The sequence below is a fragment of the Streptomyces sp. NPDC050211 genome (assembly GCF_040656035.1).
In the GTDB taxonomy this organism is placed as follows: domain Bacteria; phylum Actinomycetota; class Actinomycetes; order Streptomycetales; family Streptomycetaceae; genus Streptomyces.
On record NZ_JBFALC010000054.1, the window covers coordinates 45011 to 71075 of the forward strand.

General features: G+C 68.6%; 23 protein-coding genes. 9 read left to right on the forward strand and 14 right to left on the reverse strand.

The genetic code is table 11. From position 1 onward, the window contains the following. Positions 1–74: 74 nt before the first annotated feature. From AB0I98_RS37345 to AB0I98_RS37360, 4 genes are all read left to right on the forward strand, one after another. Positions 75–1214 (forward strand): hypothetical protein, encoded by a 1140-nt coding sequence (locus AB0I98_RS37345; protein ID WP_362949645.1) that lies wholly within the window; start codon positions 75–77, stop codon positions 1212–1214. Positions 1215–1406: 192 nt separating this feature from the next. Then, positions 1407–2321: a sulfite exporter TauE/SafE family protein gene (locus AB0I98_RS37350; RefSeq protein WP_362949646.1), complete on the forward strand. Its 915-nt coding sequence runs from the start codon at positions 1407–1409 to the stop codon at positions 2319–2321. A gap of 173 nt (positions 2322–2494) precedes the next feature. Then, on the forward strand, positions 2495–3151 hold the full coding sequence (locus tag AB0I98_RS37355; RefSeq protein WP_362949648.1) for a DUF4360 domain-containing protein: 657 nt from the start codon (positions 2495–2497) through the stop codon (positions 3149–3151). A 126-nt stretch (positions 3152–3277) separates the two neighbouring features. Further along, positions 3278–5104, forward strand: a complete 1827-nt coding sequence (locus AB0I98_RS37360) for an APC family permease (protein WP_362949650.1) — start codon at positions 3278–3280, stop codon at positions 5102–5104. Here the strand turns inward: AB0I98_RS37360 and AB0I98_RS37365 are convergent. From AB0I98_RS37365 to AB0I98_RS37375, 3 genes are read right to left on the reverse strand one after another with little or no spacing between them, the layout of a single operon-like run. After that, complete coding sequence (locus AB0I98_RS37365) at positions 5088–6773, reverse strand: hypothetical protein (RefSeq protein WP_362949652.1); 1686 nt, start codon at positions 6771–6773, stop codon at positions 5088–5090. The genes AB0I98_RS37360 and AB0I98_RS37365 overlap by 17 nt on opposite strands. Next, positions 6770–7798 carry a hypothetical protein gene (locus tag AB0I98_RS37370; protein WP_362949654.1) on the reverse strand — a complete coding sequence of 343 codons (1029 nt, stop codon included), beginning with the start codon at positions 7796–7798 and terminating at the stop codon, positions 6770–6772. The genes AB0I98_RS37365 and AB0I98_RS37370 overlap by 4 nt, the downstream gene beginning before the upstream one ends. Before the next feature lie 5 nt (positions 7799–7803). After that, on the reverse strand, positions 7804–8127 hold the full coding sequence (locus AB0I98_RS37375) for a hypothetical protein (RefSeq protein ID WP_362949655.1): 324 nt from the start codon (positions 8125–8127) through the stop codon (positions 7804–7806). Between the two features lie 255 nt (positions 8128–8382). Between AB0I98_RS37375 and AB0I98_RS37380 the strand changes: the two genes are divergently transcribed. After that, the gene (locus AB0I98_RS37380) at positions 8383–9351 is read left to right on the forward strand and encodes an arabinan endo-1,5-alpha-L-arabinosidase (protein WP_362949657.1); all 969 of its coding nucleotides are present in this window, start codon (positions 8383–8385) and stop codon (positions 9349–9351) included. After that, entirely contained in the window at positions 9333–10766 is a 1434-nt protein-coding gene (locus AB0I98_RS37385) for a family 43 glycosylhydrolase (protein ID WP_362949658.1), read from the forward strand. The genes AB0I98_RS37380 and AB0I98_RS37385 overlap by 19 nt, the downstream gene beginning before the upstream one ends. Before the next feature lie 91 nt (positions 10767–10857). Here the strand turns inward: AB0I98_RS37385 and AB0I98_RS37390 are convergent, their stop codons facing one another. From AB0I98_RS37390 to AB0I98_RS37430, 9 genes are all read right to left on the reverse strand, one after another. Next, positions 10858–12498 carry a histidinol-phosphate transaminase gene (locus AB0I98_RS37390; RefSeq protein WP_362949661.1) on the reverse strand — a complete coding sequence of 547 codons (1641 nt, stop codon included), beginning with the start codon at positions 12496–12498 and terminating at the stop codon, positions 10858–10860. 162 nt (positions 12499–12660) lie between these two features. Further along, positions 12661–13809, reverse strand: coding sequence for an aldose epimerase family protein (locus AB0I98_RS37395; RefSeq protein WP_328365231.1), 1149 nt, complete (start codon positions 13807–13809; stop codon positions 12661–12663). A 54-nt stretch (positions 13810–13863) separates the two neighbouring features. After that, on the reverse strand, positions 13864–15108 hold the full coding sequence (gene mmsB, locus AB0I98_RS37400) for a multiple monosaccharide ABC transporter permease (protein WP_362949663.1): 1245 nt from the start codon (positions 15106–15108) through the stop codon (positions 13864–13866). Then, positions 15105–16655: a multiple monosaccharide ABC transporter ATP-binding protein gene (gene mmsA / locus AB0I98_RS37405; protein ID WP_362949665.1), complete on the reverse strand. Its 1551-nt coding sequence runs from the start codon at positions 16653–16655 to the stop codon at positions 15105–15107. The genes mmsB and mmsA overlap by 4 nt, the downstream gene beginning before the upstream one ends. A gap of 36 nt (positions 16656–16691) precedes the next feature. Next, the gene (chvE, locus tag AB0I98_RS37410) at positions 16692–17801 is read right to left on the reverse strand and encodes a multiple monosaccharide ABC transporter substrate-binding protein (RefSeq protein ID WP_362949667.1); all 1110 of its coding nucleotides are present in this window, start codon (positions 17799–17801) and stop codon (positions 16692–16694) included. Positions 17802–17942: 141 nt separating this feature from the next. Next, positions 17943–18911: a hypothetical protein gene (locus tag AB0I98_RS37415; protein WP_362949669.1), complete on the reverse strand. Its 969-nt coding sequence runs from the start codon at positions 18909–18911 to the stop codon at positions 17943–17945. A 111-nt stretch (positions 18912–19022) separates the two neighbouring features. Next, a complete protein-coding gene (locus tag AB0I98_RS37420; RefSeq protein ID WP_362949671.1) occupies positions 19023–20027 on the reverse strand; it encodes an alcohol dehydrogenase catalytic domain-containing protein in 1005 nt (334 codons plus the stop codon). Continuing rightward, entirely contained in the window at positions 20024–21184 is a 1161-nt protein-coding gene (locus tag AB0I98_RS37425) for a mandelate racemase/muconate lactonizing enzyme family protein (protein WP_362949673.1), read from the reverse strand. Before AB0I98_RS37425 ends, AB0I98_RS37420 begins: the two co-directional genes overlap by 4 nt. 360 nt (positions 21185–21544) lie before the next feature. Next, entirely contained in the window at positions 21545–21922 is a 378-nt protein-coding gene (locus AB0I98_RS37430; protein WP_362949674.1) for a hypothetical protein, read from the reverse strand. On the opposite strand from AB0I98_RS37430, the gene AB0I98_RS37435 reads away from it, so the two are divergent. Beyond that, a complete protein-coding gene (locus tag AB0I98_RS37435; protein ID WP_362949676.1) occupies positions 21881–22468 on the forward strand; it encodes a hypothetical protein in 588 nt (195 codons plus the stop codon). The two genes, AB0I98_RS37430 and AB0I98_RS37435, sit on opposite strands and share 42 nt — an antisense overlap. Positions 22469–22587: 119 nt before the next feature. Here the strand turns inward: AB0I98_RS37435 and AB0I98_RS37440 are convergent, their stop codons facing one another. Further along, positions 22588–23028 (reverse strand): MarR family transcriptional regulator, encoded by a 441-nt coding sequence (locus AB0I98_RS37440; protein ID WP_362949678.1) that lies wholly within the window; start codon positions 23026–23028, stop codon positions 22588–22590. A 115-nt stretch (positions 23029–23143) separates the two neighbouring features. Here AB0I98_RS37440 and AB0I98_RS37445 point away from each other — a divergent pair, with 115 nt between their 5' ends. Beyond that, complete coding sequence (locus AB0I98_RS37445; protein ID WP_362949680.1) at positions 23144–24142, forward strand: NADP-dependent oxidoreductase; 999 nt, start codon at positions 23144–23146, stop codon at positions 24140–24142. 33 nt (positions 24143–24175) lie between these two features. Here the strand turns inward: AB0I98_RS37445 and AB0I98_RS37450 are convergent, their stop codons facing one another. Further along, positions 24176–25345 carry an alpha/beta hydrolase gene (locus tag AB0I98_RS37450; protein WP_362949683.1) on the reverse strand — a complete coding sequence of 390 codons (1170 nt, stop codon included), beginning with the start codon at positions 25343–25345 and terminating at the stop codon, positions 24176–24178. A 191-nt stretch (positions 25346–25536) separates the two neighbouring features. Here AB0I98_RS37450 and AB0I98_RS37455 point away from each other — a divergent pair, with 191 nt between their 5' ends. Then, positions 25537–25953, forward strand: a complete 417-nt coding sequence (locus AB0I98_RS37455; protein WP_362949685.1) for an organic hydroperoxide resistance protein — start codon at positions 25537–25539, stop codon at positions 25951–25953. The last annotated feature ends 112 nt before the right edge of the window (positions 25954–26065 follow it).

The following is a 26065-nucleotide window of genomic DNA, read 5'->3' on the forward strand; positions in this document are numbered from 1 at the left end:
TGCACGTGACCACGGGGGCGAAGTCGCGGGATCCACGCGGCACCCCCGTAGCCGGCAGACAACGGGGAGCAGTCATGAAGACAGGCACGTATCTCAAGATCGCGATCGTCACGGCGTTAGCGGCGGCCACCGTGGCCGTCGCCCCGGCCACGGTCTCAGCGGCGGACCGTGCGGCTCCCGCCGCGTCGGCCCCGGACCAGACCTCGGCTCCGGCCTGGCGCACCTCCTTGGCGGGGACGCTCTCGGACAACTCCGCGCTGTCCGACATCGCTTCGGCCGGTCCGAACGCCGCCTGGGCCGTGGGACACCAGTACATCGACGGCGTCGGCAAGGGCGTCATCCTGCGCTGGGACGGCAGGACCTGGCAGCAGCAGTCCACCCCCGGTGTGCCGGCGACCGGTGTGTGGTACGCCGTGGACGCGGTGTCGGCGCACGACGTCTGGGCGTACGGCTGGGGCCAGGACGGCGAGACCCTGGCCCACTACGACGGCAAGCGGTGGACGCAGATGCCGCTGCCCGCGGAGAAGGGCTACGGCTTCGCGAAGCTCGCCGCCGTCCCCGGCAAGGTCTGGCTGGTGAGCGACACCGCGATCAACTCCTACGCCAACGGCGTCTGGCAGAGCACACCCCTCCAGAGCGGCGTCTTCATCAACGCCATCGAGGCGCGGAACTCCCGCGACGCCTGGGCGGTCGGGCAGTTCGCGCACGTCGGCCAGCCGGGGCGGTCCGTGCTCATGCACTGGGACGGCAGTTCGTGGACCGACGTCGCGCCGACCGGCAGCGATCTCGTGGTCACGTCCGTGTACCAGGAGTCCGCCCGCAGCGTCTGGGCCACCGCACTCACCCCGTACACCGAGGACGAACCGCAGCAGAGCAAGGTGCTGCACTGGGACGGCCGCAGCTGGCGCGACGTCACCGGGCCGGTCGACGGGCTGTGGGCCAGTGCCATCACCGGCGACGGCAAGGGCACCGTCTGGGTCTCGGGCGACCGCTACGGCTTTGAGGGCACCGCCCTCTACTGGCGCCTGCGCGGCGGCGTCTGGACCTCCGTCGAGGGCGACGCCGTCCCTGGCGGCCAGACCCAGGCGTACGACATCGATGCCCTCGCGCCCACCGGCCGCACCGGACAGTTCTGGTCCGTCGGCAATTACGGACTCATCACCGGAGAGTCCACGTCCGCCCAGTACGAACTGATCCAGCGTTCGACCCGCTGAACCCGCCCCTGGCCCGGGCCAGGCACCGGCGCCCGGCTGGGCTTTCCCAGCCGGGCGTTCGCGTGGGCGCAACGCGGCAGTTGGGAACAGGCCCAGAGGCTCTCAGCTCGTCCTCAGCTTGATGCCCTACCATCCCCTCCTGTCCATCCCTACCAACCCGGTAGGAATCCTTGGGAAGACGGGACCGACCGCATGCGCACGCTGATACTGCTCGCCCTCGCGGGACTTGGCGCCCAGCTCGTGGACGGCAGCCTCGGCATGGCCTACGGCGTGACCTCCACGACCCTGCTGCTCGCCATGGGCACCAACCCGGCCGCCGCCTCGGCCACCGTCCATCTCGCCGAGATCGGTACGACGCTGATGTCGGGCGCCTCGCACTGGCGCTTCGGGAACGTGGACTGGAAGGTCGTCGCGAAGATCGGCGTGCCGGGCGCTGTCGGAGCCTTTCTCGGCGCGACCGTCCTGTCCCAGCTCTCGACCGAGGTCGCCGAGCCGGTGATGTCCCTGATCCTGCTCGGCCTCGGGCTGTACGTCATGTCCCGCTTCACCTTCCGCGGCCTGCCGAAGGGCCAGTTGGGCAAGCCGCTGCGGAGGCGGTTCCTGACGCCGCTGGGCCTGGTCGCCGGGTTTCTGGACGCGACCGGGGGAGGCGGCTGGGGCCCGGTCGGTACGCCCGCCCTGCTGGCCAGCGGCCGGATGGAACCCCGTAAGGTCATCGGCTCGATCGACACCAGCGAGTTCCTGGTCGCGGTCGCCGCGAGCCTCGGCTTCCTCCTCTCGCTCGGCTCACAGGGCGTCGACTTCGTGTGGGTGGCCGCCTTCCTGATCGGCGGCCTGATCGCCGCGCCGATCGCCGCGTGGCTGGTGCGCCTGGTCCCGCCGCGGATCCTGGGCTCGGCGGTAGGCGGCGTGATCATCGTGACCAACGTCCGTACGCTGCTGAAGAGCGACTGGATCGGCGCGTCGGGCGGACTGAGCACCTCGCTGTACGTCGCCCTGTACGCGGTGTGGGCCGCGGCCGTGGCCTACTCGATCCGCGCCCACCGCCAGGAGAAGGCGGCGGAGCCTGAGCGGGCCGAGGCGGAGCCGCAACCGGTCAGTCCCTAGGCCGGCTGCGCTGCTCGCTCAACTGGGTTGTAAATGGCTGGAGTTCGCCCATGACGGCCGTGCGCGCGGCTCGTACGATGCGAACGCCTCTCGCCTTCACAGAAACCTCACAGTTTCTTCAAAACTCAACGAAGGCTGGAGGCACAGCCACCCCCCAACCCTTTGGAGAGACCATGTCTCGTGGACTCCTGCTGAGCGGCGGCGCGCTGGCCGCCCTCCTCACGGCCACACTGCCCGCGCACGCCGCCCCGACCTCCTCGTTCGACGACCCGCCCACGGACAAGGTCGTCATCAAGATCGCCACCGTGAACGGCTCGGGCTGCCCGCTGGGCACGGCCGCGGTGGCCGTCTCCCCGGACAACACCGCCTTCACCGTCACCTACAGCGACTACCTCGCCAAGGTCGGCGGCAACGCCGACCCGACGGCGTTTCGCAAGAACTGCCAGCTCAACCTGATCGTCCACGTCCCCGGCGGCTTCACGTACGGCATCGCCAGCGCGGACTACCGGGGCTTCGCCTCGCTCCAGCGCGGCGCGACCGGCATGCAGAAGGCCTCGTACTACTTCCAGGGCTCGTCGAACACGGCGTCCAAGACCCACACCTTCAGCGGCCTGTACAACGACAACTGGCAGGCCACGGACCAGACGGAGTACGCCCAGATCGTCTGGTCGCCCTGCGGGGTCGAGCGCAACTTCAACATCAACACGGAGCTGCGCGTGAGCGCAGGCACGTCGACACCGGGCAGCACCAGCTTCATGACGATGGACTCGACCGACGGCGACATCAGCACGACCTACCACTTGGCCTGGAAGGAGTGCCCGGGTAAGTAGCCCCCGCACGCCTGACCCGCGGGGACGGACTGGCGTCACCAGGAGTGCCCACGCGTGTGTAGCCTGTGAAGGCTGGGCGCTCGTGGGCACGGTGAACTACCGCAAGTCCGTTGAAGGGGGATGGCGTTGGGGTGGTTGGGCGGCCGGGACACGGCACAGGAGGGCTCGGCGGAGGACACGGACGAGCGGCGTCGGCTCTCCACCCTGGACCTCGTGGGCCTCGCCGCCGGCGGTGTCGTCGGTTCCGGGTGGCTGCTGGCCGCAGGTCAGGTCTACTGGGCGACCGGCGACAACGCTCTGTTGGCGTGGGTGGTCGGCGGCGCGCTGATGCTGTTGATCGCAGCCGTGATGGTCGAACTGGGCATCGCCGTCCCCAAGACGGGCGGCCTGATCTTCCTCCCGCTGCAGGCCGCCGGGCCGCTCGTGGCCACGGTCGTGGCCGCCGGACTGTGGATCGTCTACGCGGTGAACCCGGCCAGTGAGGCAGCGGCCATGGTCCGAGGGCTGGCGCACTGGGTTCCCTCGCTGCTGAAGGAGGGGGACAAGCTGCAGACGGTCGGCGAGTTCACCCGGGGGAGCGTGGCACGGCCCTACGACCTCTCCCTCACCGGCTGGCTGTGCGCCGTCCTGTTCATGGCATTGATCGTGGGGCTCAACATGCTGCCGCCACGTCGGCTGATCAGGCTGAACCTCTTCATCACCTTGGTCAAGGTCGTGATCCCGGTACTGATCGTCGTCTGCCTGGTGATGGCCTGGTCCGACGCCGCCGACAGCTGCGACCCGAAGGACGTCTGGCATTTCAGCGAGCACCCGGGGAACACAAGCCAACTGCAGGCAATGGCCGGGACACTGTGGATGCAGGTGGTGCTGGGCGGCGGCATCATCTACGCGTACATCGGTTTCCAGGCCCCGCTCGACTTCGCCGGCAACGTCAAGCGGCGCGGCAGGGGCGAGGCGGCACGGCTGCGGTGGGCGGTGTACGGCACTCTCGTCGGGGCGTTCCTGCTGTACACGGCGTTGCAGTTCGTGTTCGGCGGCTACTGCGGCAGGCTCGCGGCGGGGAACATCCTCGAATCCCCTTACTCCCAGTTCGCCATGGCCGCGTCGATGACCTGGCTGGCCTGGCTGGTCCGGCTGAACGCGATCCTCTCCCCGATGGGCTCCGGCATCGTCTTCACCCACGCCCTGACCCGCGAGGTCGCCACCCTGAGCCGCGCCCACCTCACCCACCGGGGACTCCAGACGGCACGCCGGGCCTCGTTCCGGTTCCGGGGTGCCGAGATCGACGCGTACTGGATGATCCTGCTGGTCAACTTCGGCATCGGCCTGGCGATACTGTCTTTGGTACAGGGCAACTGGGAGGACCTGGTCGCCCTCAACAGCGTGCCGACACTGATCGTGTACGCCATGCCGGGCGTCGTTCTGGTGGCGCTGAGACTGCCGGCGTTCGGGAGAACGCGTCGAGCGGTGCATCTGGTCCTGTCGTACACCGCGTTCGTCGCGATCGCCGTGGTGATACACGAGGCGGGCTGGGACGACGTGTGGCAGGGCACGGTCGCCGTGGGAATCGGCTCGGCGCTGCTGCTCGGACTGCCGTGGCTGGCACGACTCGATCTGCCCTTCGTGGGACGCCTGTTGCGACGCTACGACGCACGGGACCACGTCTCCCGCTTCGCCACCCCCGGCGACCCCGCCGTACGGCCCGTACTGCTGTTCCTGGCGCATCTGGCGGTGATCGTGGGGTGCACGCTGCTGCGGCACCACATGGACGAAGCACCGGAGACGTACAGCACTCTGGACGTGATGACGCTGCTGGTCGTCGCCGGGTCGGCGGCCGTCGTGTTCCCCCTGATGGTCCGGGCCTGCCACACGTACATGGATCAGGTACCGCCCACCCTGCCCTCGCCCCGGAGCGAGCCTCGGGCGGAGTCGTCCGTCACCGCAGGGACTTGACGACCCAGTCCGCCGCCGCGCGCTGCCCGGCCACCCGTAGTGCGGCCACCGCGTCGTCACGGTGGCCGACGTCCGACCAGCGGCCCACCGTGGCCCGCAGCAGCAGCTCCGCGTCCGGCAGCCGCAGCGCCAGTACCTGGCCGACGACCTCGACGACATCGGCCGGAGTCACCAACTGCTCGTTCTCCAGGAACCGTTCGAGCAGCGTCCAGGAGACGTTCTGCAGCCCGGTACGGTGCAGTCGTCCCGCGACATCGGCGACCAGCGCGGCGTCGACCGGCATCTCGTGGGACGGGTCGGAGAGTTCACGGCAGGCGGAGCGTACGGCGACGAAGTGTCTGGCGTCGTGCAGCGCGTGCAGGCACTCCACGAACCGGTCCCGGTCCGCGTCGGGGCCCATGACGGCCATGGCCAGCCGGCGGCCCACCCGGTGCGCGGCCCGGGTCCGGTCACGGCTGCGGTCGATGCGGCCCAGCAGGGTCACCAGGTCGTCGCCGGAGCGCCCCTCGATCCGTACGGCGGCGGCATAGCGCAGCAGCCGCGAGCACTCGGGGTCGGCGTCCCGCTCGCGCAGCCACTTGTCCAGATCCCTCAGCTCGGTCAGGGAGCGGGGGGCGGAGCCGGGTTCGGTGGCGCCCGCCACGATGTCGGTCAGCAGCTCCCGGGTGGTGCGGGTCAGGGCGGGCTCCTTGTGCCAGGACGCCACGAGCTCGGCCAGCTCCTGCACTTTCTCGTGCCCGGCCGCGTATCGCCGTACCAGAGCGCATTTGGCGGGGGACGCCGTGTCGCCCTTCGCCAGCAGCGCGCAGAGCTTCACCACATGCCGGGGCAGCGCGGTGCGGCCGAGGTGCTCGGCGAGCGCGTCATGGCCGGCGCCACGCCGGGCGATCAGCCTCGCCACCAGTTCCCGGGTCCTGCCCACCTCGGTCGCGTCCGAGTCGTTCAGCCTCTCCTCGACCCACCGCTCCAGGAGCCGCCCGGCCGGGCTGAGGTGCTGGAACGCACCCGCCAGGTCGGCCATCTCCTCGCCCTCGTCACCGACCTCGGCGGTGCCCGGCGGACTGTCGGCGATCGCCCGCAAGGTCAGTCCGAGGAGCCGGTCGGCCTCGCCGTCGCAGCCCTCGTCGCGGAGCGCGGTGTGCAGCAGCGCCTTGTCGAGGTTGGTGCGGCCGGAGCCGGGACTCGCGAACACCTGCACCGTGCGCTCCGCGAGCACCGGCTGCCGCAGCTCGAGTACCCGGACGAACACCGCCACGTCGAACGCCGTGCGCTGGCAGGCGACATCGTGCACGATGCTCGCCGTGATCGGGGCGCGCTCACTGCCGGACTCTGCCTCGTACTGCATCAGGGCCAGCTCGGCCGCCTCCCCGACGGGCCGTGACAGGGCCGCCGTCGCCATCAGCATGACCGCGTCCCGCCCGTCGAAGTGGTGGGCGAGCTCCACCAGTTCATTGACCGGGCGGCGCAGGGCGAAGGCGTGCAGGGCACGCATGGCCATCGCCTCGTGCCGCTCCTTGCGCATCGTGTCCAGACTCCGCACGAACTGCTCGACCTCGAACCGGGTCACCCAGGCGTACGCCTCGTTGAGCGACTCGGCCAGGTCCGGCTGGAACAGATGGTCGGTGCGGCGGGCGCCTTCTCTGCCGTCGGAGCCGTCGCCGTCCGTCATCCGCCGCCCAGCATCGCGCGTTCGATCTCACCCCAGTACGCGACGAAGTCGGCCGGGTTGGTCAACAGCCCGCCCGCCTTCCTGTCGACGCGGCGGGCCAGGGCACGGCTCTGTTCGTCCCCCTTCTTCAACTGCACCACCACGCGGCCCGCGAGATCCGGGTAGCTCATCAGATCGGGCAGTATGCGGTCGCCGTTGAGGTGCAGCTCACGGACCCACTGGTCCACCGAGTCCGGCATGCGCGCCCGGGACCGCCGGCCCTTCGCGTGGTTGGTGAACAGCATGGCGGCCTCCGAGGCGTCGTTGAGCAGCATCCGGGGCGCGTGGTGGACGCCGCACTCCTGCATGCCCTCGTCGATACCGGCGCGGAGGGCACCGAGTGTGAGGTCGTCGGGGTGGTCGGGCATGCCCTCCCCGAGCACGTTCAGCAGATGGCCGCTGAACGGCGTACAGGTGTCGAGGGGGTCGGGCAGGTTCGCGCAGGCGTCGGCCCACGCGTTGTGGACGTTGCCGCCGACCGCGGTGAGCACACACGTGCCCTGGTAGCGGGTACCGAGGGCACCCGGCAGTGCGGATTCGGGGCCGAGGTGGGGCAGCATGTTGGAGTAACAGCAGTCGGCGATCAGCACTTTGAGGCCGGCCTTGCTCTTCCTGATGGCCCGGTAGACGTACCAGGCGGACAGCCAGGTCCAGGGTTCGTTGATGCGGGAGGAGCCGACCGCGAAGTGGACTTGACCGCCCGGCACGTCCTGCCAGTACGCGCCATGCCCGACGTACACCACGAGCAGGGCGTCCTGCGGCCCCTCACCGGCCGCGGACGCCTCGTGCAGGGCGCGCATCACGCCGTCCGCGGTCCGCGTCCGATGCGGCTCCAGCACCGAGGATCCGGCCGTGGCGCCCCAGCGGGGGTCCCGGGCCAGCGCGGACCCGTACGCGCGGGCGCTTGCTTCGATCGTCGGATACCCATGGATGCCGGAGTCGTCGTCATACGTTCCGACCCCGATCACCAACGCCCGGGATGCCATGCCGGTCAGCTCCCCTCGGGGTCGTCGGGGCTCGGCGGCTCCGGGTCCTGTGGAGGCTGGAAGATGATGGTGACGGTCGGCGGATCGAGCCGCCGACCCCGCCAGACGTCGATCGCCCGTTGGGCGGCCGCCTGCACCACGGCCCCGGCAACGCCACCGACCAACGCCTCCAGCGTCGTGACAGCGAGCCCACCGTCGAGGGTGCCCCGCTGCCCGGCCGTCTCCAGCCGCCAGGCCAGACCGGTCTCCCGCCCCAGTTCCGCAAGGAGCTCCTCGGGCTCGTCCAGCCCGACCGGTCCCTCGACCTTCACGGAGATCATCGCCGTCATGCTCCCGTACCTCCCCCACCCCGGTGCGGCATACACGTTCACCTTGCCAGCCGCGACGCCGAGTGCGCGAGGGTGACTTGAGGCGCGTTACAGGATCAGCACACCCCGAGTGCGCCCACGGTGACCGGCCCGTTCCGGTGGCCGCGGGTTGCCGACTGCCGTGACGTGCGCGGGTCATTGACGCGCAAGTGATTCGATTCTACGTTCCGTCCGAAGTGACGATCGTTGTTCGAGATACAGAACAGGAGCGTTCACGTGAGCCGCACCAGAACCGCTCTTCTCGCCCTCCCCGCCGCCGCCCTGCTGGCCCTCATCCCGTCCAGCGCGTCGGCCTACCCCAACCCCGGTACCGTCACCGGCTCCATCGTCACCCACGACCCGACGATGATCCGCACCTCGTCCGGCCAGTACCTGCTGTACGCCACCGGCGGAGGCATCGCCAGCAAGACGTCCGGCAACCGCATCGCCTTCAACGGGGGCGCCGACGCCTTCTCCTCCCGCCCGGGTTGGTGGTCGTCGTACTCCTCCGTGCCGGAGGCCTGGGCGCCGGACATCTCGTACCACGGCGGCAAGTACCTGCTGTACTACTCCGTCTCGAAGTTCGGCTCCAACACCTCGGCCATCGGACTCGCCACCTCCAGCACCGGCCGGCCCGGCAGCTGGACCGACCAGGGGACCGTCTACACCTCCGGCTCGTCCAGCGACTACAACGCCATCGACCCGAACCTCTTCGTCGACAGCGACGGCAAGTGGTGGCTGTCCTTCGGCAGTTGGTGGACCGGCATCAAGATGATCCAGATCAACCCGTCCACCGGCAAGCAGCTCGCCGGCAACACCACCCGGTACTCGCTCGCCTCCCGCCCGACCGGGACCAAGGCCGTCGAGGCGCCCTACATCGTCAAGCGCGGCAGCTACTACTACCTCTTCGCCTCGTACGACACCTGCTGCGCCGGCACCAGTTCGACGTACAAGGTCAAGGTCGGCCGTGCCACCAGCGTCACTGGGCCGTACCACGACAAGAACGGCGTGGCGATGATGAACAACGGCGGGACGCCCGTTCTCGAGTCCCACGGCCGCTACATCGGCCCCGGCGGGCAGTCGATCATGAACGACGCCGACGGGGACCTGATCGTCTACCACTACTACGACGGCCAGGACAACGGCACACCCAAACTCGGCATCAACCTACTGAACTGGAGCAGCGGATGGCCCGTCGCCTACTGACCCTGCTGGCCGCGCTGGTCTTCCTGCTGGGGCTGGGACAGTCCTCCGCGAGCGCGGCCTCGTTCACCAACCCGGTCAAGGCGCAGAAGGGCGCCGATCCCTGGATCTCGTACCACAACGGCAACTACTACATGGTGACGACGAGTTGGACCGACGTCATCACCATGCGCAAGTCCACCACCCTCGCCGGGCTCGCCACCGCGCCCAGCGTGGAGGTGTGGAAGGGCGACGCGGCGAACCGCTGCTGCAACATCTGGGCGCCGGAGATCCACTTCATCAACGGCCGCTGGTATCTGTACTACGTCGCCGGCCAGAACGTCTCCGACTACAACCCGACCCAACGCACTCACGTCCTGGAGAGCGGCGGCTCCGACCCCATGGGCCCGTACACCTACCGCAACCAGCTCAACTCGGCCTGGATGCTGGACCCGACGGTCGCCACGATCAACGGCAGCCTGTACCTGTTCGGCAGCGCGAGCGGAGGCACCCAGAACCTGGTGGCCGCCCGCATGTCCAACCCCTACACCCTCGCCACCGGCTTCTCCACCATCTCCACCCCCACCAACTCCTGGGAGACCTCCGGTGGTTCGGTGAACGAGGGCCCGGAGATCCTGCAACGGGGCGGCCGGACCTACCTCATCTACTCGGCGAGCGGCTGCTGGACCCCCGACTACAAACTCGGCCAGCTCACCCTCACCGGCTCCAACCCGCTCTCCGCGTCCTCCTGGACCAAGAAGTCCACGCCCGTCTTCCAGCGCAACGACTCCGCGGGCGTCTACGGCCCCGGCCACAACGGCTTCTTCACCTCACCCGACGGCACCGAGAACTGGATCGTCTACCACGCCAACGACGCCGCCTCCGAGGGCTGCGACAACGGCCGCACAACCCGCGCCCAGAAGTTCACCTGGAACTCCGACGGCACCCCGAACTTCGGCACACCGGCCCGCCTGGGCGCGAGCATGACCGGCCCGTCGGGAGAACCGGCCTCCGCCTCCACGACGTACACCCTCACCAACCGCAACAGCGGTAAGTGCCTTGAGGTGGCCGGGAGTTCGACGGCCGACGGCACCAACGTCCAGCAGTGGACATGCAACGGCGGTAACAACCAGAAATGGCGCCTGGAGGACCTGGCCGACGACGCCCACCGCCTGGTGAACACCGCCACCGGCAAGGTCCTCGACACCGAGAACTGCTCCTCCGCCGACGGCGCCGACCTACGCCAGTGGTCCTGGCTGAACAACACCTGCCAGCGGTTCAGGTTCCAGGCGACAGACGGCGGCTACGTCAGGATCGTCAACCAGGCAACGGGCAAGGTGGCCGACGCGACGAACTGCGGCACGACGGACGGCACGGACGTACGCCAGTGGAGCTGGTTGGGCAACAACTGCCAACAGTGGCGCCTGAACCCGGCCTGATTGCGACGCCGATAGGGGCGCGGGGAACTGCGCGACAAGCCACAACGAACCGTCAGTCGCCCAAGTCCCGCACCCCTACGGCGAAACCGCGCTACCCCGCCTGCCCCGCCGCACTAGGCCAACTCCCCGCATTGGGCCACCCCGTGGCCGGCGCCGGGGTCAGCCCATTAGTGCCCCGCACCTGCGCGGCGGTAAGCCCACCCCGCGCCGGAACCCCCACCGGCGTGGGCCCCGTCGGCTGCGCCGCAGACGCCGCAGCCGCCGGGAACTGCGCGGGGACAGGCTGCTGGGGCGCAGGGATCGGCTGGGGCGCCGGGAACGACTGCGGCGGCGGCGCCTGCGGAGGCACCGGCTGCGGATACGCCTGCGCGGCAACCGGCTGCGGATAGGACTGCGCCGAAGCAGCCGCCGGCGTAGGCATCGGCGTCGGTGTCGGCATCGGTGTCGGCATAGGCACCCCCGCCTGCCCCGGAGCCCCCATACCGCCGGAGGCCATCGCCTGCGACGCAAGGCCCTGCACACCCGCCCCGTTGGTCTGCCCGATCAGCCGGTCCACCGCCGCCGTACCCGAGCTGTAGTTGGTCCCTGTACCCAGCTCGGGCACGGCGGCTCCCCTCCTGGTCCCGTAGAGCACCTGTTCCAGGCCGGACACCAGGCGACGCACGTCGACCTGAGGGCGCACCACGAGCCGCAGGAAGCGGCTGGACGAACCGATCTTGTTGCCGCACTCGCGGACCAGGATCCGGTGCTCGGTGAGCAGTCGGTCCCGGACCACGGTGCCTTCCGCGCCCACGGGGAGGCGCACGAAGAGGAAGTTGCCCTGGGAGGGGTAGACCGTGAGGCCGGGCAGAGCGGAGAGCTGGCTGGCCATGTCCAGGCGGTCGCGGCGCACCTGATGCAGGCTCTGGGCGTACTCCTGGCCGTGGTTCTTCAGCATGAACACCACGTGCTCGGCGAAGGCGTTGAGGTTCCACTTCGGCAGCATCGAGCGGACGCGGCCCGCGAGCGCCGGGTTGGCGACCAGATAGCCGAAGCGTATGCCGTGCAGTCCGAAGTTCTTGCCGAGGCTGCGCAGGACGATGACGTTCGGGCGGAGCATCGCCTCCTGGACGACCGAGGGCTCCTGCTCGGCGTCCGCGAACTCCAGGAACGACTCGTCGATGACGATCAGGTCCCGGTCGGCCATGGCGTCCATGAACTGCACCAGCGCGTGCTTGTGCAGATAGCCGCCGTCGGGGTTGTTCGGGTTGCAGATGACGGCGACGCGGGTGCCGCGGGCCCGGATGAACTCGGCGTACTGCGCGAGGTCGAGGGCGAAGCCGCTGGACTCCTGGAGCGGGAACATGTCGACCCGCTTGCCGGTCTCCATCGGCTGGTCGGTCCAGCGGCCGAAGGTGGGGACGGGGATGGCCAGGGACTCACGCACCATCAGGTGGTCGATCCAGGTGATCAGCTCGGTCGAGCCGTTGCCCATCGCGACGGCCTGCGGCGGGAGTTGGAGGAGGTTGCACAGCTCGGCCGTGATGGTGTCGGCGCTGCTGGGGTAGTACGTGATGATGTCGCGCAACCGGCCCGCCATGTCGTCGAACATCGCGGGCGTGGGGAAGTACGGGTTGCACGGGATACAGAAGTCGATCGGACCGGCTCCGTCGCCGCCCTCGCGGGTCAGCGCCGCCATCGACGGGCTGTGCGCCGCCGTGCTGCGGAACAGCGAGGTGACGTTCTCAGCCATGGAACCTCCGTATGGGGCGGACCCGGTGGGGACGACCGGGTCCGTCGTCTTTGGGCGGCCCGCGCGGGGGAGCGCGGGCCGCCCTTAGATACGGATGCCTATGAGGCGCTGTTCAACCGCTGTGGATTCGGTGGAAAGTTGTGAAGCTGCTGTGAAGCAGGGTCACTTACCGAAGGAGTGAACCGTGGTCGAACGGTACGTCTGCCCAGGTCGAAGCGTTGTCGACGGGAACGACGGCTGGTTCGGCGAGTCCGGGAAGTGCTGCGTCTCCAGGCACAGCGCGTCGCCCTGCCGGTAGATGCTGCCGCCGGTGCCGGCGAAGCTGCCGTCGAGGAAATTGCCGGAGTAGAACTGCAGGCCGGGCTCGGTCGTGGCGATCTTCATCGTGCGGCCGGAGGACGGGTCGCGGAGTGTGGCGACGTGCTGCGGCCTGGCCGTGATGCCCTTGTCGAGCGCCCAGTTGTGGTCGATGCCCTTGCCGTACAGCAGCTGCTGATGGGCGACGCGGATGTCCTCGCCGACGGTCTTGGTGGAGCGGAAGTCGAAGGGGGTGCCCCCGACCCTCGCCAGCTCGCCCGTGGGGATCAGCCCCGAGTCGACCGGCGTGTAGCGGGAGGCGGCGATGGACAGTTCGTGGTCGTAGATGGTGCCGCTGCTCTCGCCCGCGAGGTTCCAGTAGACGTGGCTGGTGAGGTTGACGACGGTGGCCTTGTCGGTGGTGGCCTCGTAGTCGATGCGCCAGTCGCCGCGCCGGGTGAGGGTGTACGTCACCTTGGTCTTCAGCGTTCCGGGGTAGCCCATCTCGCCGTCGACGCTCGTGTAGTACAGGTACAGGCCGACGTCCGAGCCCTTGGTGAACGGCTCGACGTTCCAGACGACCTTGTCGAAGCCCTTGGTCCCGCCGTGCAGGCTGTTCTCGCCGTCGTTGACGGAGAGCTGGTAGCTCTTGCCGTCCAGGGTGAACTTGCCCTTGGCGATGCGGTTGCCGTAACGGCCGATCAGCGCGCCGAAGTACGGGCTGTTGGCGACGTAGTCCTCGATGTTGTCGAAGCCCAGCGACACGTTGGTGTAGCGCCCGCGCCGGTCGGGGATCTCCAGGGACTGGACGATGCCGCCGTAGGAGAGGACCTTCAGCCGCGTCCCCCCGTTCTCCAGCGACCAGCTGTGGACCTTCGTGCCGTCGGCGAGCTTGCCGAAGAGCGACTTCACCGGCTTCTTGCCTCCCGTGGCGTGCGCGGTGCCGCCGAGCGTGGTGGCGGCTATGCCCGCCGCCGCGGCTCCGGCGATGACCGTTCGTCTGTTCATGTCCATGTGCGGCTCCTGCAAATGGAGGGGCCCCGCTCGGTGAGCGGGGCCCGGGACGAATTACGAACCGACCTTGCGCTTGTTCCACACGTCGAAGCCGACCGCCGCCAGCAGGACCAGGCCCTTGATGACCTGCTGCCAGTCGGTGCCGATGCCGACGAGGTTCATACCGTTGTTCAGCACGCCCAGGACCAGACCGCCGATGATCGCGCCGAGGACGGTGCCGACGCCGCCGCTCATCGACGCGCCGCCGATGAACGAGGCCGCGATCGCCTCGAGCTCGAAGTTCAGTCCGGCCTTGGGCGAGGCCGCGTTGAAGCGGGCGGCGAAGACCAGACCCGCCAGGGCCGCGAGCATGCCCATGTTCACGAAGACAAGGAAGGTGACCTTCTTGTCCCTCACACCCGACAGCTTGGCCGCCGGGAGGTTGCCGCCGATCGCGTAGATGTGGCGGCCGATGATCGCGTTGCGCATGACGTAGCCGAAGCCGACCAGCAGCACACCAAGGATGAGCAGCACGATCGGGGCGCCCTTGTAGCTGGCGAGCATCAACGTCACCGTGAGGATGGCGGCGCCCAGCGCGACCAGCTTCAGCAGGAACAGCTTGGTGGGCAGGACGTCGAGGTCGAACTCCTGCTGCCGGCGGCGGTCGCGGAACTCCTGGAAGACCACGAACGCGATCAGCCCGATGCCCAACAACAACGTGATGTTGTGATAGTTGGTCTCCGGCCCGACCTCCGGCATGAAGCCGTTGGAGACCTTCTGCAGCCCCTCCGGGAACGGGCCCAGCGTCTGGCCCTCGAGGAAGATCTCGGTGAGACCGCGGAAGATCAGCATGCCCGCGAGGGTGACGATGAAGCTCGGAATGCCGCCGTACGCGATGAAGAACCCTTGTGCCGCGCCCGCGACCGCGCCCATGGCCAGGCAGAGGATCACCGCGACCGGCCATGGCAGGTCGTTCTTGACCATGAACACGGCTGCCATCGAGCCGATGAACGCCGTCAACGAGCCGACCGACAGGTCGATATGGCCCGCGATGATGACGAGCATCATGCCGATCGCGAGGATCAGGATGTAGCTGTTCTGCAGCACCAGGTTGGAGACATTGCGCGGCAGCAGCAGGTCGCCGTCGGTCCACACGGCGAACAGCGCCACGATCAGGCCGAGTGCGAACAGCATGCCGTACTGCCGCATATTGCGGCGCATGCCATCCAGCATCAGCTGCAACAGGCCGTCGCCTGTGCTCGAACCGCCCTTCCCGGCCGGCGCGGGGGCCGGCGTCTTGGCGGTCACGTCCGTGCTCATCGGGTTACCTCTTTGTCCTTGGTCATCTGACGCATCAGCGTCTCCTGTGAGGCCTCGGCCCGCGAGAACTCACCGGTCAGCCGGCCCGCGGCCATCGTGTAGATGCGGTCGCACATGCCGAGCAGCTCCGGCAGCTCGGAGGAGATGAAGACGACCGCCTTGCCCTGCGCGGCGAGTTGGTCGATGACGGTGTAGATCTCGTACTTGGCGCCGACGTCGATACCGCGCGTCGGTTCGTCCAGGATCAGCACCTCCGGACCCGCGAAGATCCATTTGCTGAGGACGACCTTCTGCTGGTTGCCGCCGGACAGCTTGCCCACCGGCTCGAAGACGGTCGGCGCCTTGATGTTCATGGACTTGCGGAAGCCCTCGGCGACCTGCCGCTCCTCGTGCTCGTCGACCACCCCGCGCTTGGAGACCTTGCCCAGGGCGCTGAGCGAGATGTTCCGGCCGATGGTGTCGATGAGGTTGAGGCCGTAGTGCTTGCGGTCCTCGGTGACATACGCGATGCCGTGCTTCACGGCTTCGGCCACGGTCTTCGTACGGATCTCCCGGCCGTCCTTGAAGACCGAACCGCCCGCATACCGGCCGTAGGTGCGCCCGAAGACGCTCATCGCCAGTTCCGTGCGGCCGGCGCCCATCAGGCCCGCGATGCCGACGATCTCCCCGCGCCGCACGGACAGCGACACATCGTCGACGACCTTGCGCTGCTGGTCGATCGGGTGGTGCACGGTCCAGTTGCGGATCTCCAGGGCTGCCGCGGCGCCCACTTCGGCGTCGTGCTTCGACCGTTCCGGGAAGCGGTGCTCCAGATCCCGGCCCACCATGCCGCTGATGATCCGGTCCTCGGTGGTCTCCTCGGCCTTCACGTTCAGCGTCTCGATGGTGCGGCCGTCGCGCAGGATGGTCACCGAGTCGGCGACCTTGCGGATCTCGTTGAGCTTGTGGGAGATGATGATCGAGGTGATGCCCTGCTTCTTCAACTCCAGGATGAGATCGAGGAGTTTGCCGCTGTCCTCGTCGTTCAGGGCGGCGGTCGGCTCATCCAGGATGAGCAGCTTCACCTTCTTCGACAGCGCCTTCGCGATCTCCACGAGCTGCTGCTTGCCCACGCCGATGTCGGCGACGCGGGTGTCCGGGTGATCGCTGAGACCGACCCGCCGCAGCAGCTCGGTGGCGTGCCGCAGCGTCTCGGTCCAGCTGATGATCCCGCGGGTGGCGTGCTCGTTGCCGAGGAAGATGTTCTCCGCGATGGAGAGGTAGGGGATCAGGGCCAGCTCCTGATGGATGATCACGATGCCGTGATGCTCACTGGCCTTGATGTCCTTGAACTTGCAGGCCTCTCCCTCGAAGAGGACTTCACCGTCGTACGTCCCGTGCGGATGAAGGCCGGAGAGGACCTTCATCAGGGTCGACTTGCCGGCGCCGTTCTCCCCGCAGATGGCATGGACCTCGCCCTGCTGGACGGTCAGAGTGACGTCCGACAGCGCCTTGACGCCGGGAAAGGTCTTGACGATCGAGCGCATTTCCAGGACGGGTCCCGCCATGGTCGTGCCTTCCAATCCCTAGGTGCGGCGGTTGTCTTAGAGGTCGCTTGCCTTGAGGAAGCCGGAGTCGATCAGTTCCTTCTGGTAGTTGGCCTTGTCGACGGCCACCGGCTCCAGCAGGTAGGCGGGGACGACCTTCGAGCCGTTGTCGTAGGTCTTGGTGTCGTTGACCTCGGGCTCCTTGTCGTTGAGCGCCGCGTCGACCATGTTCGAGGCCACCTTGGCGAGCTCGCGGAGGTCCTTGAAGACGGTCATCGACTGCTGGTCCGCGATGATCGACTTCACCGAGGCAAGCTCGGCGTCCTGGCCCGTGACGATCGGCAGCGGCTTGCTCTTGGAGCCGTAGTCGTCGGACTTCAGGGCCGACAGGATGCCGATGGAGATGCCGTCGTACGGCGAGAGGACCGCGTCGACCCGCTCGGACTTGTAGGACCCGGTCAGGATGTCGTCCATGCGCTTCTGGGCGGTGCCGCCGTCCCAGCGCAGGGTGGTGACCTGGGTCAGCTTGGTCTGGCCGGAGCGGACGACGAGCTGCTTCTTGTCGATGTAGGGCTGCAGGACCTTCATCGCGCCGCCGAAGAAGTAGCGGGTGTTGTTGTCGTCGTTGGAGCCGGCGAACAGCTCGATGTTGAACGGGCCCTTCTCGGAGCCGTCCTTCAGGCCGAGCTTCTCGACGATGTAGTTGCCCTGGAGCTCGCCGACCTTCTCGTTGTCGAACGAGGCGTAGTAGTCGACGTTCTCGGTGCCGAGGATCAGGCGGTCGTAGGAGATGACCGGGATGTTCGCCTCCTTGGCCTGCTGGAGCACGTTGTTCATCGACTTGTTGTCGATGGCCGCGACGATCAGCGCCTTCACGTCCTGCGTGATCAGGTTCTCGATCTGGGAGACCTGCTGGTCGGGGTCGTCCTCGCCGTAGACCAGCGTGGTCTTGTACCCCTTGGACTCCAGTTCCTTCTTGACGTTGTTGCCGTCGGCGATCCAGCGCTCCGACGACTTGGTGGGCATCGCGATGCCGATGGTGGCGCCCTTGGTGCTACCGGAGTCCTCCTCGCTGCCGCCCTCGCCGCTCTGACCGCAGGCAGTGAGGGTGAGGGAGAGGGAGGCGGCCGTGGCTATCGCGGCGAGTGCGGCTCGGCGAGTACGCATGATCATCATCCTTGATGTCTGTGACTGACTCGGTCTGGCGGTGCGGTGAGGCCCCGTCGGTGGTGCGGTATGACCGAAGAGAGGGTGTGTGGGATTGTGTTCGGCTGCGTCTTCTTTTGTGAAGAGGTGACGGCCGGAACGTTATGAGGGTGTTTCGAAACGACGGAGCGCGCCCGGCAGCCGGGAGCCGAGCGGCGCCATGTCGCCGTCCGCTCCATGCCGCGCGAGCAGGTCCAGAGCGAGCCGGCCGCGCCGCACCCGTTCCCGGGCCGTGGTCAGCGTCAGATCGCGCAGATGGTGCCCGTACGGGTAGATACCGGGCGCCTTCGACAGGCCGAACTTGAGGTAGATCGGTGCGCCGCGCCGGATCAGCTCGGCGACCTCGTACATGCGCACGTAGCCGCCGAGATCGTCGGGGGCCTCGATGTACATGTCCATGGGAGCGGCGGAGACCCGACGGATCTCGGTGAGATGGTCGAGCGTCAGATCGCTGGGCACATTGATCGAGTCGGCGCCCAGGTTCTCGTAGACCGCGTACGCGGCCGGGTTGACCGGCCCGATCAGCGCGGAGACCTTGAGGGTGGTGTCGGCGGGGATGATGCCCGCCGTACGGGCCCGGTGCAGGGTCCACAGCACGCCCTCGTCGGCGACCAGCAGGCACTTGACGCCCAGCTCCGTCGCACGGACGGCGTCCTCGACACAGCCGGCGACGGCGTCATGGCCGCGGGCGCGCAGACCGCCGCCGCGGGAGTCGGTCCGGGTGGATCCGCCGATGTCCCAGGTCCCGCGCGGACCCGTGAACAGGCAGAGCTCGATGTCACGAGCGTTCGTCGCGTCGACCATCTCGGTGATCTCGGCGTCGGTCAGCATCCACACGCCGCTGCCCTGGCTGATCCGGTGGATCGGCACATCGAGCCGCGAGGACTCCTTGAGGATCACGGCCAGCGCTTCGGGCCCCTCGCACGAGGGGACCTCGGTGCGCCAGCCGCCGCCACCGGGGAAGGAGTGCGGCGAGGCGTCGGCGGGGTCGAGGGCGGGCGCACTCAGGCCGAGCGTGGTGAGGGCCTGCTCACCGGGTCGACGGGCTGCCGTATCGGAAGCGTCGGTCACAAGCTGTCCTTCTTGTTCGATATGTCGGACGAGGTTCGCGGCTCAGGGTGCGGGGGGCTTGGGTGTACGCCGGTACGGAAGCCGTCAGGTTGCCCCCGTACCGGCGTACGACTAGGGGCGCAGGAGCACTTTCCCGACCTTCGGATCACCGGACCCCACCAGCTCGATGGCCTGCGCGAACTCGGCCAGCGGCAGCTCGTGCGAGACGAGCGGCAACGGATCGAGGAGCCCGGCGGCGAACACCCGCACCGTGTGCGCCCAGGCGTCCGGCGGCGCCCCGAAGACGGTGTGCACCTCCAGCTGCCGTACGACCAGGTCGGTCGGGTCGAGACCCTCGGCGCCCGGCGCCGGGATGCCCGTCAGGACCAGGCGTCCGCCGCGCCTGAGCAGGGAGGCGGCGGTGCGCGCGGCGGACGCGGACCCGGCGGTCTCGATCACCACGTCGAAGTCGTCGGGGAGCAACTGGTCCTTCGTACGGAAGTCGGTGGCGCCGTACTGGCGCGACAGCGCCTCACGGTCGCCCCGGGTGCCGACGACCAGCAGTTCGCCCGGGGAGCCCGCCTTCAGGAACTGCACAGCGAACATGCCGAGCGTGCCGGTGCCCACGACGGCCACGCGCTCCCCGGGCCGGGCATTGGCCTTGAGCGCGGCGGCCGCGATACAGGCGGCGGGCTCCAGGAGGGCCGCGGCCGTGAGGTCGGCGGCGTCCGGCAGGACGTGCAGGAGCCGGGCCGGGAGGGTGAGCGTGTCGGCCATGGCGCCCGGCTGGGTGAAGCCGGTCTCCTCGTAGCCGGCCGTGCACAGGGTCGTCTCGCCCGCGTGGCAGCGGTCGCAGACCTGGCAGTTGCGGAAGCCCTCGCCGACGACCTTGCGGCCGACGATCGACTCCGGCACACCGGCGCCGACGGCGTGCACGGTCCCCGACCACTCGTGACCCGGGGTGAGCGGGTAACGGACGTACCCCTCGGGCCGGTTGCCCTGGTAGACCTCGCGGTCGCTGCCGCAGATCCCGACGGCGTGCACGCCGACGAGCGCCTCGCCGGGACCGGGCTCACGCGGCGTGTGCTCGGTGAGCCGGTGCTCGCCGGGCGCCTCGATGACGACCGCGGTGCTCACTGCTCGCTGCCCTTCGGCTTGCGCTGCTCCCAGCCCTCGGCCCACAGGTCGAACCGGGCCTGCTGCTGCGGGAATTCGGCAGCCGCGTCGGTGTCGAGCTCGACGCCGAGACCGGGCGCGTCGGAGATCTCGAAGTACCCGTCCACGACCTGGGGCGCCCCCTTGACGACCTTCTTGATCTCCGCGTCGGCGAAGTCGTTGAAGTGCTCCAGGATCTTGAAGTTCGGCGTGGAGAAGCCGACTTGGAGGGAGGCGGCGGTGAGGACAGAGCCGCCGACGTTGTGCGGCGCGACCAGCATGTAGTGGGTCTCGGCGGTGGCGGCGAGCTTACGGGTCTCCCAGATGCCGCCGATGTGGCCGACATCGGGCTGCAGGATGTCGACGGCCTGGCTCTCGAACAGCTCGCGGAACTCGATGCGATCGTGAATGCGCTCACCGGTGGCGACGGGCATGTCCACCTTCGCCGAAACCTTTTCGAGAGCCTTCAGGTTCTCCGGCGGCACGGGCTCTTCCAGCCACGCGGGCTTGAAGGGCGCGAGCTCGTGCGCGAGACGGACGGCGGTGGAGGGCGAGAACCGGCCGTGCATCTCCAGCATCAGCTCGGAGTCCGGCCCGATCGCGTCGCGCACGGCCTCGATCAGCGACACGGCGTACAGGGTCTGCTGGTGGTCCAGCTCGAAGTGCCCGGTCCCGAAGGGGTCGATCTTGAGCGCCTTGTACCCGCGGGCCATGACCTCCTGGGCGGCCTTGTGATAGGCCTCCGGCGTCCGCTCCGTCGTGTACCAGCCATTGGCGTAGGCCTTGACCTTGTCGGTGACCTTGCCGCCGAGCAGCTGCCACACGGGCACGCCGAGCGCCTTGCCCTTGATGTCCCAGCAGGCCATCTCGATGACGGCGATCCCGGACATGACGATCTCGCCGGCCCGCCCGTAGTCCCCGTACTTCATCCGGCGTACGAGGTCTTCCGTGGCGAACGGGTCGGAGCCGAGAATGTGGTTGTTCTCGGCCTCCCGCAGGTAGCCGATCAGCGCGTCGGTGTGGCCCAGCATCCGGGTCTCGCCGACACCCGTGATCCCCTCGTCGGTGTGCACCTGGACATACGTCAGATTGCGCCACGGCGTTCCGACCACGTATGTGCTGATTCCGGTGATGCGCACTGCAGTTGCCCCTTGCTGCGTCGTCGGCTCTGTTCTTGGCTGTTCTGTTCTTGACTGTGCTGTGCTGTTCGATATTTCGTCACTCGTTCGAAATGCTGGCGTGACAGTAAGGACGGGGCGGTCTGGGTGTCAATGGGTCGAACACATAACGGTTTCGACAGTTTCGAGAAGAGCTTTCGAAGCCCCGCGTCAACGCGCCATACCGGAAGCGGAAGTTCCCTACACAACTTTCACAGCTGTGACTATGAACGTTCCGTGTGAGGAACTTAGTCTCCTCGCGTCATGAACTACTGCCACCCGTGCCAAAGGCACCTGAACGGCGCCCTGACCTGCCCGGGGTGCGGCGCACCGGCCGCCGACTCATTCGGAGCAGGCGCGGGCGCAGGCGCGGCGTACGCGGGGGTGTACGAGGCTCCGGGCGGGGCGTATGGCGCTCCGCAGGGGGCGTATGGGGGACCGGGAGGCTATGACGCTTCCGGGGGGTCGTACGAAGCGCCTGGTGGGTCGTACGAGGCTCCACGCGCCGGTGAGGGCGACGCCCACGGCGATGATCGCGAGGCAGTGGACGATGCCGGACGCGATGACGAGTACGGCGACGGTCGTGACGGTGATTACGTCGACGAGGACGAGCCCCGTGGGCGTGCCGCCCGGCGTCGTGGTCGGCGTCGGGGCCGTGCACGGGATGTCACGGTCGCCGTGGGGGCGGTCGGTATCGACGACGAGTCGGACGACGAGCACGACCCCGAGGGTGCCGACGACGAGGACCCGGCCGCCGGGGGCGCGAGTCGTCGCGATCGCAAGGCGGCGGCCCACCGGCGCCGCCGTCGCCGGACCGTGCTCATATCCGCCGGCTTCATCCTCGCTGCCGCCGGCCTGAGCCTCGCGGAGCTCGGCATAGACGCCCCGGGTTCGCCTTCGAAACCGGCGGCCGCGGGAGGCGACGCGTCCGCCGACGGTGGCACGTCGAAGGAGGCGGGCGAGACGGCCGAGCCGACAGGCGACGCGGAGGGCACCGCCGGAGCGACGGATACCGCGAGCCCGTCCGGCTCCACCTCCCCCTCGGCGTCCAAGTCCGCCAAGGACGACAAGCCGACAAAGGAAGAGACCGAGCAGGACTCCCAGTCCGCGACAGCGCCCCCGGCACCGAACCCGACCACCGAGGACCCCGCCCCATCGGCCCCCGCAGAAACCCCGGCCCCCAGCGCGAACCCGCCCACCTCGGACCCGACACCGGATCCCTCACCTTCGGAGACGTGCGAGCGTTTCCTGTGGTGGTGCGCTTAGCTCGACGAAGTGGGCTGCGGTCCAGCAGCGCCCCAAAGGGGCGCGGGGAACTGCGCGACCAGCCACGACGGCGCCGCAGCCGAACGACGACCACATCCCGGCACCATCCAGCGATGCGCTCAGCTCGCTTGCAACATGCGCCGTAGCAAATCCCGCAACGCCAGTCGCTCATCCTCGGAAAGCCCCGCCAACGGCTCCCGCGCGAACCGCAGCGACTCCCGCAAGCCGCGCGCCACCCGCCGCCCCTCGTCCGTCGTCGCCGCGAGCTTCACCCGCCGGTCCTTCGGGTCCGGGCGGCGCTCCACCAGCCCCCGGGACTCCAGCCGGTCCACTATCCCGGTCACATTCGACGGCTCACACTTCAGCTTCTGCGCCAGCTTGCGCATCGGCAGCGGCTCCAGCGACAGCAGGCTGAGCAGCCGCGCCTGCGCCCCGGTGAGGGCGTGGTCGGCGGCGGCGACGTCGAAGTCCTCGTGGTAGCGCGCCACGACGTCACCGATCAGCTCGACCACTTCCATGGTGAGAGCGTCGGGGCGGCGGGTCTTCTGGTCAGTGGCCATGCGACTCAGCGTACCCCGTTACTTGACATTCTGAAATATTCAGGAGCATGGTTGTTTCAGGTGCTGAAGTATTGGCACCGGAGTATTTCTCGCTCGCTCGGAAAGGCACCCCCTCATGATCAACCGCGAATGGCACCTCCTCTCCCGCCCCGTCGGCTGGCCCAAGCCCGAGGACTTCGCCCTGGTCGAGAGTGAGGTCCCGACGCCGGGCGAAGGCCAGGTCCTCGTCCGGAACAAGTACCTCTCCGTCGACCCGTACATGCGCGGACGCATGTCGGCGGCCAAGTCCTACGTCGCCCCCTTCGAACTCGGCAAGGTCATGCAGGGCGGCGCCGTCGGCGAGGTCGTCGCCTCCAACGCCGAGGGCATCGCCGTCGGCGACCACGTCCTGCACTTCCTCGGCTGGCGCGAGTACGCCGCCGTGGACGCGAAGAACGCCGTCAAGGTCGACCCGGACGCCGCGCCTCTGTCCACGTACCTCGGTGTGCTCGGCATGACCGGCCTCACCGCCTACGCCGGCCTGCTGCGCACCGCCTCCTTCAAGGAGGGCGACGTCGTGTTCGTGTCGGGTGCGGCCGGTGCTGTCGGCAGCCAGGTCGGGCAGATCGCCAAGCTGAAGGGTGCCTCCCGGGTCATCGGGTCCGCGGGCTCGGACGAGAAGGTCAAGCTGCTCGTGGAGGAGTACGGCTTCGACGCCGCGTTCAACTACAAGAACGGCAAGGTCAGTGACCAGCTCCGGGAGGCCGCCCCGGACGGGATCGACGTCTACTTCGACAACGTCGGCGGTGATCACCTGGAGGCGGCGATCGGCCAGCTGAACCGGGACGGCCGGATCGCCGTCTGCGGAATGATCTCGGTCTACAACAACACCGAGCCTGCCCCCGGCCCGCGCAACCTCGCCCGCCTCATCCAGACCCGTGGCCGCATCGAGGGCTTCCTGGTCGGCGACCACTACGACCTCCAGCCGCAGTTCGTCCAGGAGGTCGGCCCCTGGGTCGCCTCGGGTGCGCTCAAGTACCGCGAGACGGTCGTCGAGGGCATCGAGAACAGCCTGGAGGCCTTCCTCGGCGTCCTGCGCGGCGACAACACCGGGAAGATGATCGTCAAGCTCTGAGCCGACGGTCACCCGTAGATCATTTACAGACGGTCAACGGTCACCCGTAGGTGATTTGTGGAAGAGCACTTCCGGGAACTCCGGTGACGGGCCGTCCAGCAAGGGCTGGCTGACGCCCTTGAGGTGGAGGTCGAAGAAGGTCGTGACGTAGCGCCGCGTTATGCGCTGCGACTGCTCGCCCGACAGGGGCTCCTCCGGGGGCAGGAGCCCCAACTGGTCGGCGAGCACCGGTGTGTCGGTGAAGGTGAAGTGCCCGGAGCCCTTCACGGCCAGCCAGCGTTTCCAGCCGTCGAGGTGCGGCCAGTCGCGCACCCAGGATGCGTCGTCCCCCTCGGTGCCCAGCAGCATGAACGGCCGCCCGTCCAGGCCGCTCGCGGGCACGGGGTCGAACAGCGAGCCGTCCAGATTGACCCCGGCCCGGACCCGCTGGTCGCCGGCCATGGTGGACGCGGTGGAAGCGCCGCCTATGGAGTGACCGGCCATGCCGATCCTGGTGCGGTCGATCAACTCGGCGTGGCGCCAGGCCGGATGGCGGGAGGTCAGCCGGTCGAGCAGGAAGGAGACGTCCTGGGCGCGGCCTTCGGCGACCTTCTGCCCGGCTCCGGACGCCTTCTCGCAGGCGACGCACGTCAGCAGACGGTTGCCGGGGAACGCCGTACCCACCGACTCGTAGGCGTGGTCGACGGAGGCCACCACATACCCATGGCTCGCCAGCTCCTCGGCGAGCAGAGTCAGGGTCGAGCGGTTGACGCTGAACCCGGGCGACAGCACGACCAGCGGGTACTTCCCCTGGGCAGGGCGGGCGCCGGGGCGAGCGTGGGTGCGGGTGCCGCTGAGCGTCTCGGCGGGCACGGTGCCGGCCAGATCGCGGTCCTCCAGAAAGGCGCGCGCCTCGCCGGTGGTCATGTACGGGGCTGTTCTGCCGTGTCCGGGGCGGGCCGGGTAGTACAGCGACACCATCAGCTCTCGGGCGCCTGCCTCTGGGACCCATGGGTCGGGGCGGGTCTTGTCGACCAGGTGCAGGGTGTCGCGGCCTATGGCCGACTGGCCTGTGGGGCGGGGGAGTTCGAGGCGTACTTCGTCGCTCTGGGCAGCGACAGGGGCAGGCGTATGCGCGGGTGCGGCCAAGGCCGTGCCTGTGCCGAGGAGGGTCAAGGACAGGCCGAGTAACGCGGCCGTGGCGCCGCGAGGCAGACGATTCATGCTGATGAGGCTAGGAGTCCGGGAGTGTAGACCGCGTCACTCTGCGTGGTGATCCGCCGTAGTCCTCAGGATCTACGGGGTATCCCTGAACCCTGAGCTCTACCTTTGGTTTTCGGCATGCGGTAACTTCTTTCCGAAACCGCCGTCGATCGTGGGCGCGAGTCGCGGCGGACTAGGAGGAAGACAACCGCATGCCCATCCAGCAGTCCGAGGTCCTGTACACCGCCGTCGCGACCGCCGAGAACGGCCGCGACGGACGCGTCGCCGCCGATGACGGCAAGCTCGATGTCATCGTCAACCCGCCCAAGGAGATGGGCGGCAGCGGCTCCGGCACCAACCCGGAGCAGTTGTTCGCCGCTGGGTACAGCGCTTGTTTTCAGGGGGCGTTGGGGGTTGTTGCTCGGCAGGAGAACGTTGACGTGTCTGGCTCTACGGTCACCGCGAAGGTGGGGATCGGGAAGGGCGCGGACGGGTTTGGGATCATCGTTGAGATCTCGGCGCACATTCCTCATGTTGATGCGGCCACCGCCAGGTCTCTTGTTGAGAAGGCCCACCTTGTGTGTCCGTACTCGAAGGCCACACGCGGCAACATCACCGTGCGCGTTTAATTGCTCGGTCGCCTTCGGGGGCGCTGAATGCCGGTGTCGAGAGACCGACCGTGCTCGGCGCTGCGCGCCTCCGCGCGCTCGGGCGCTCGACACCGGCGCGCCCCCAACGGCT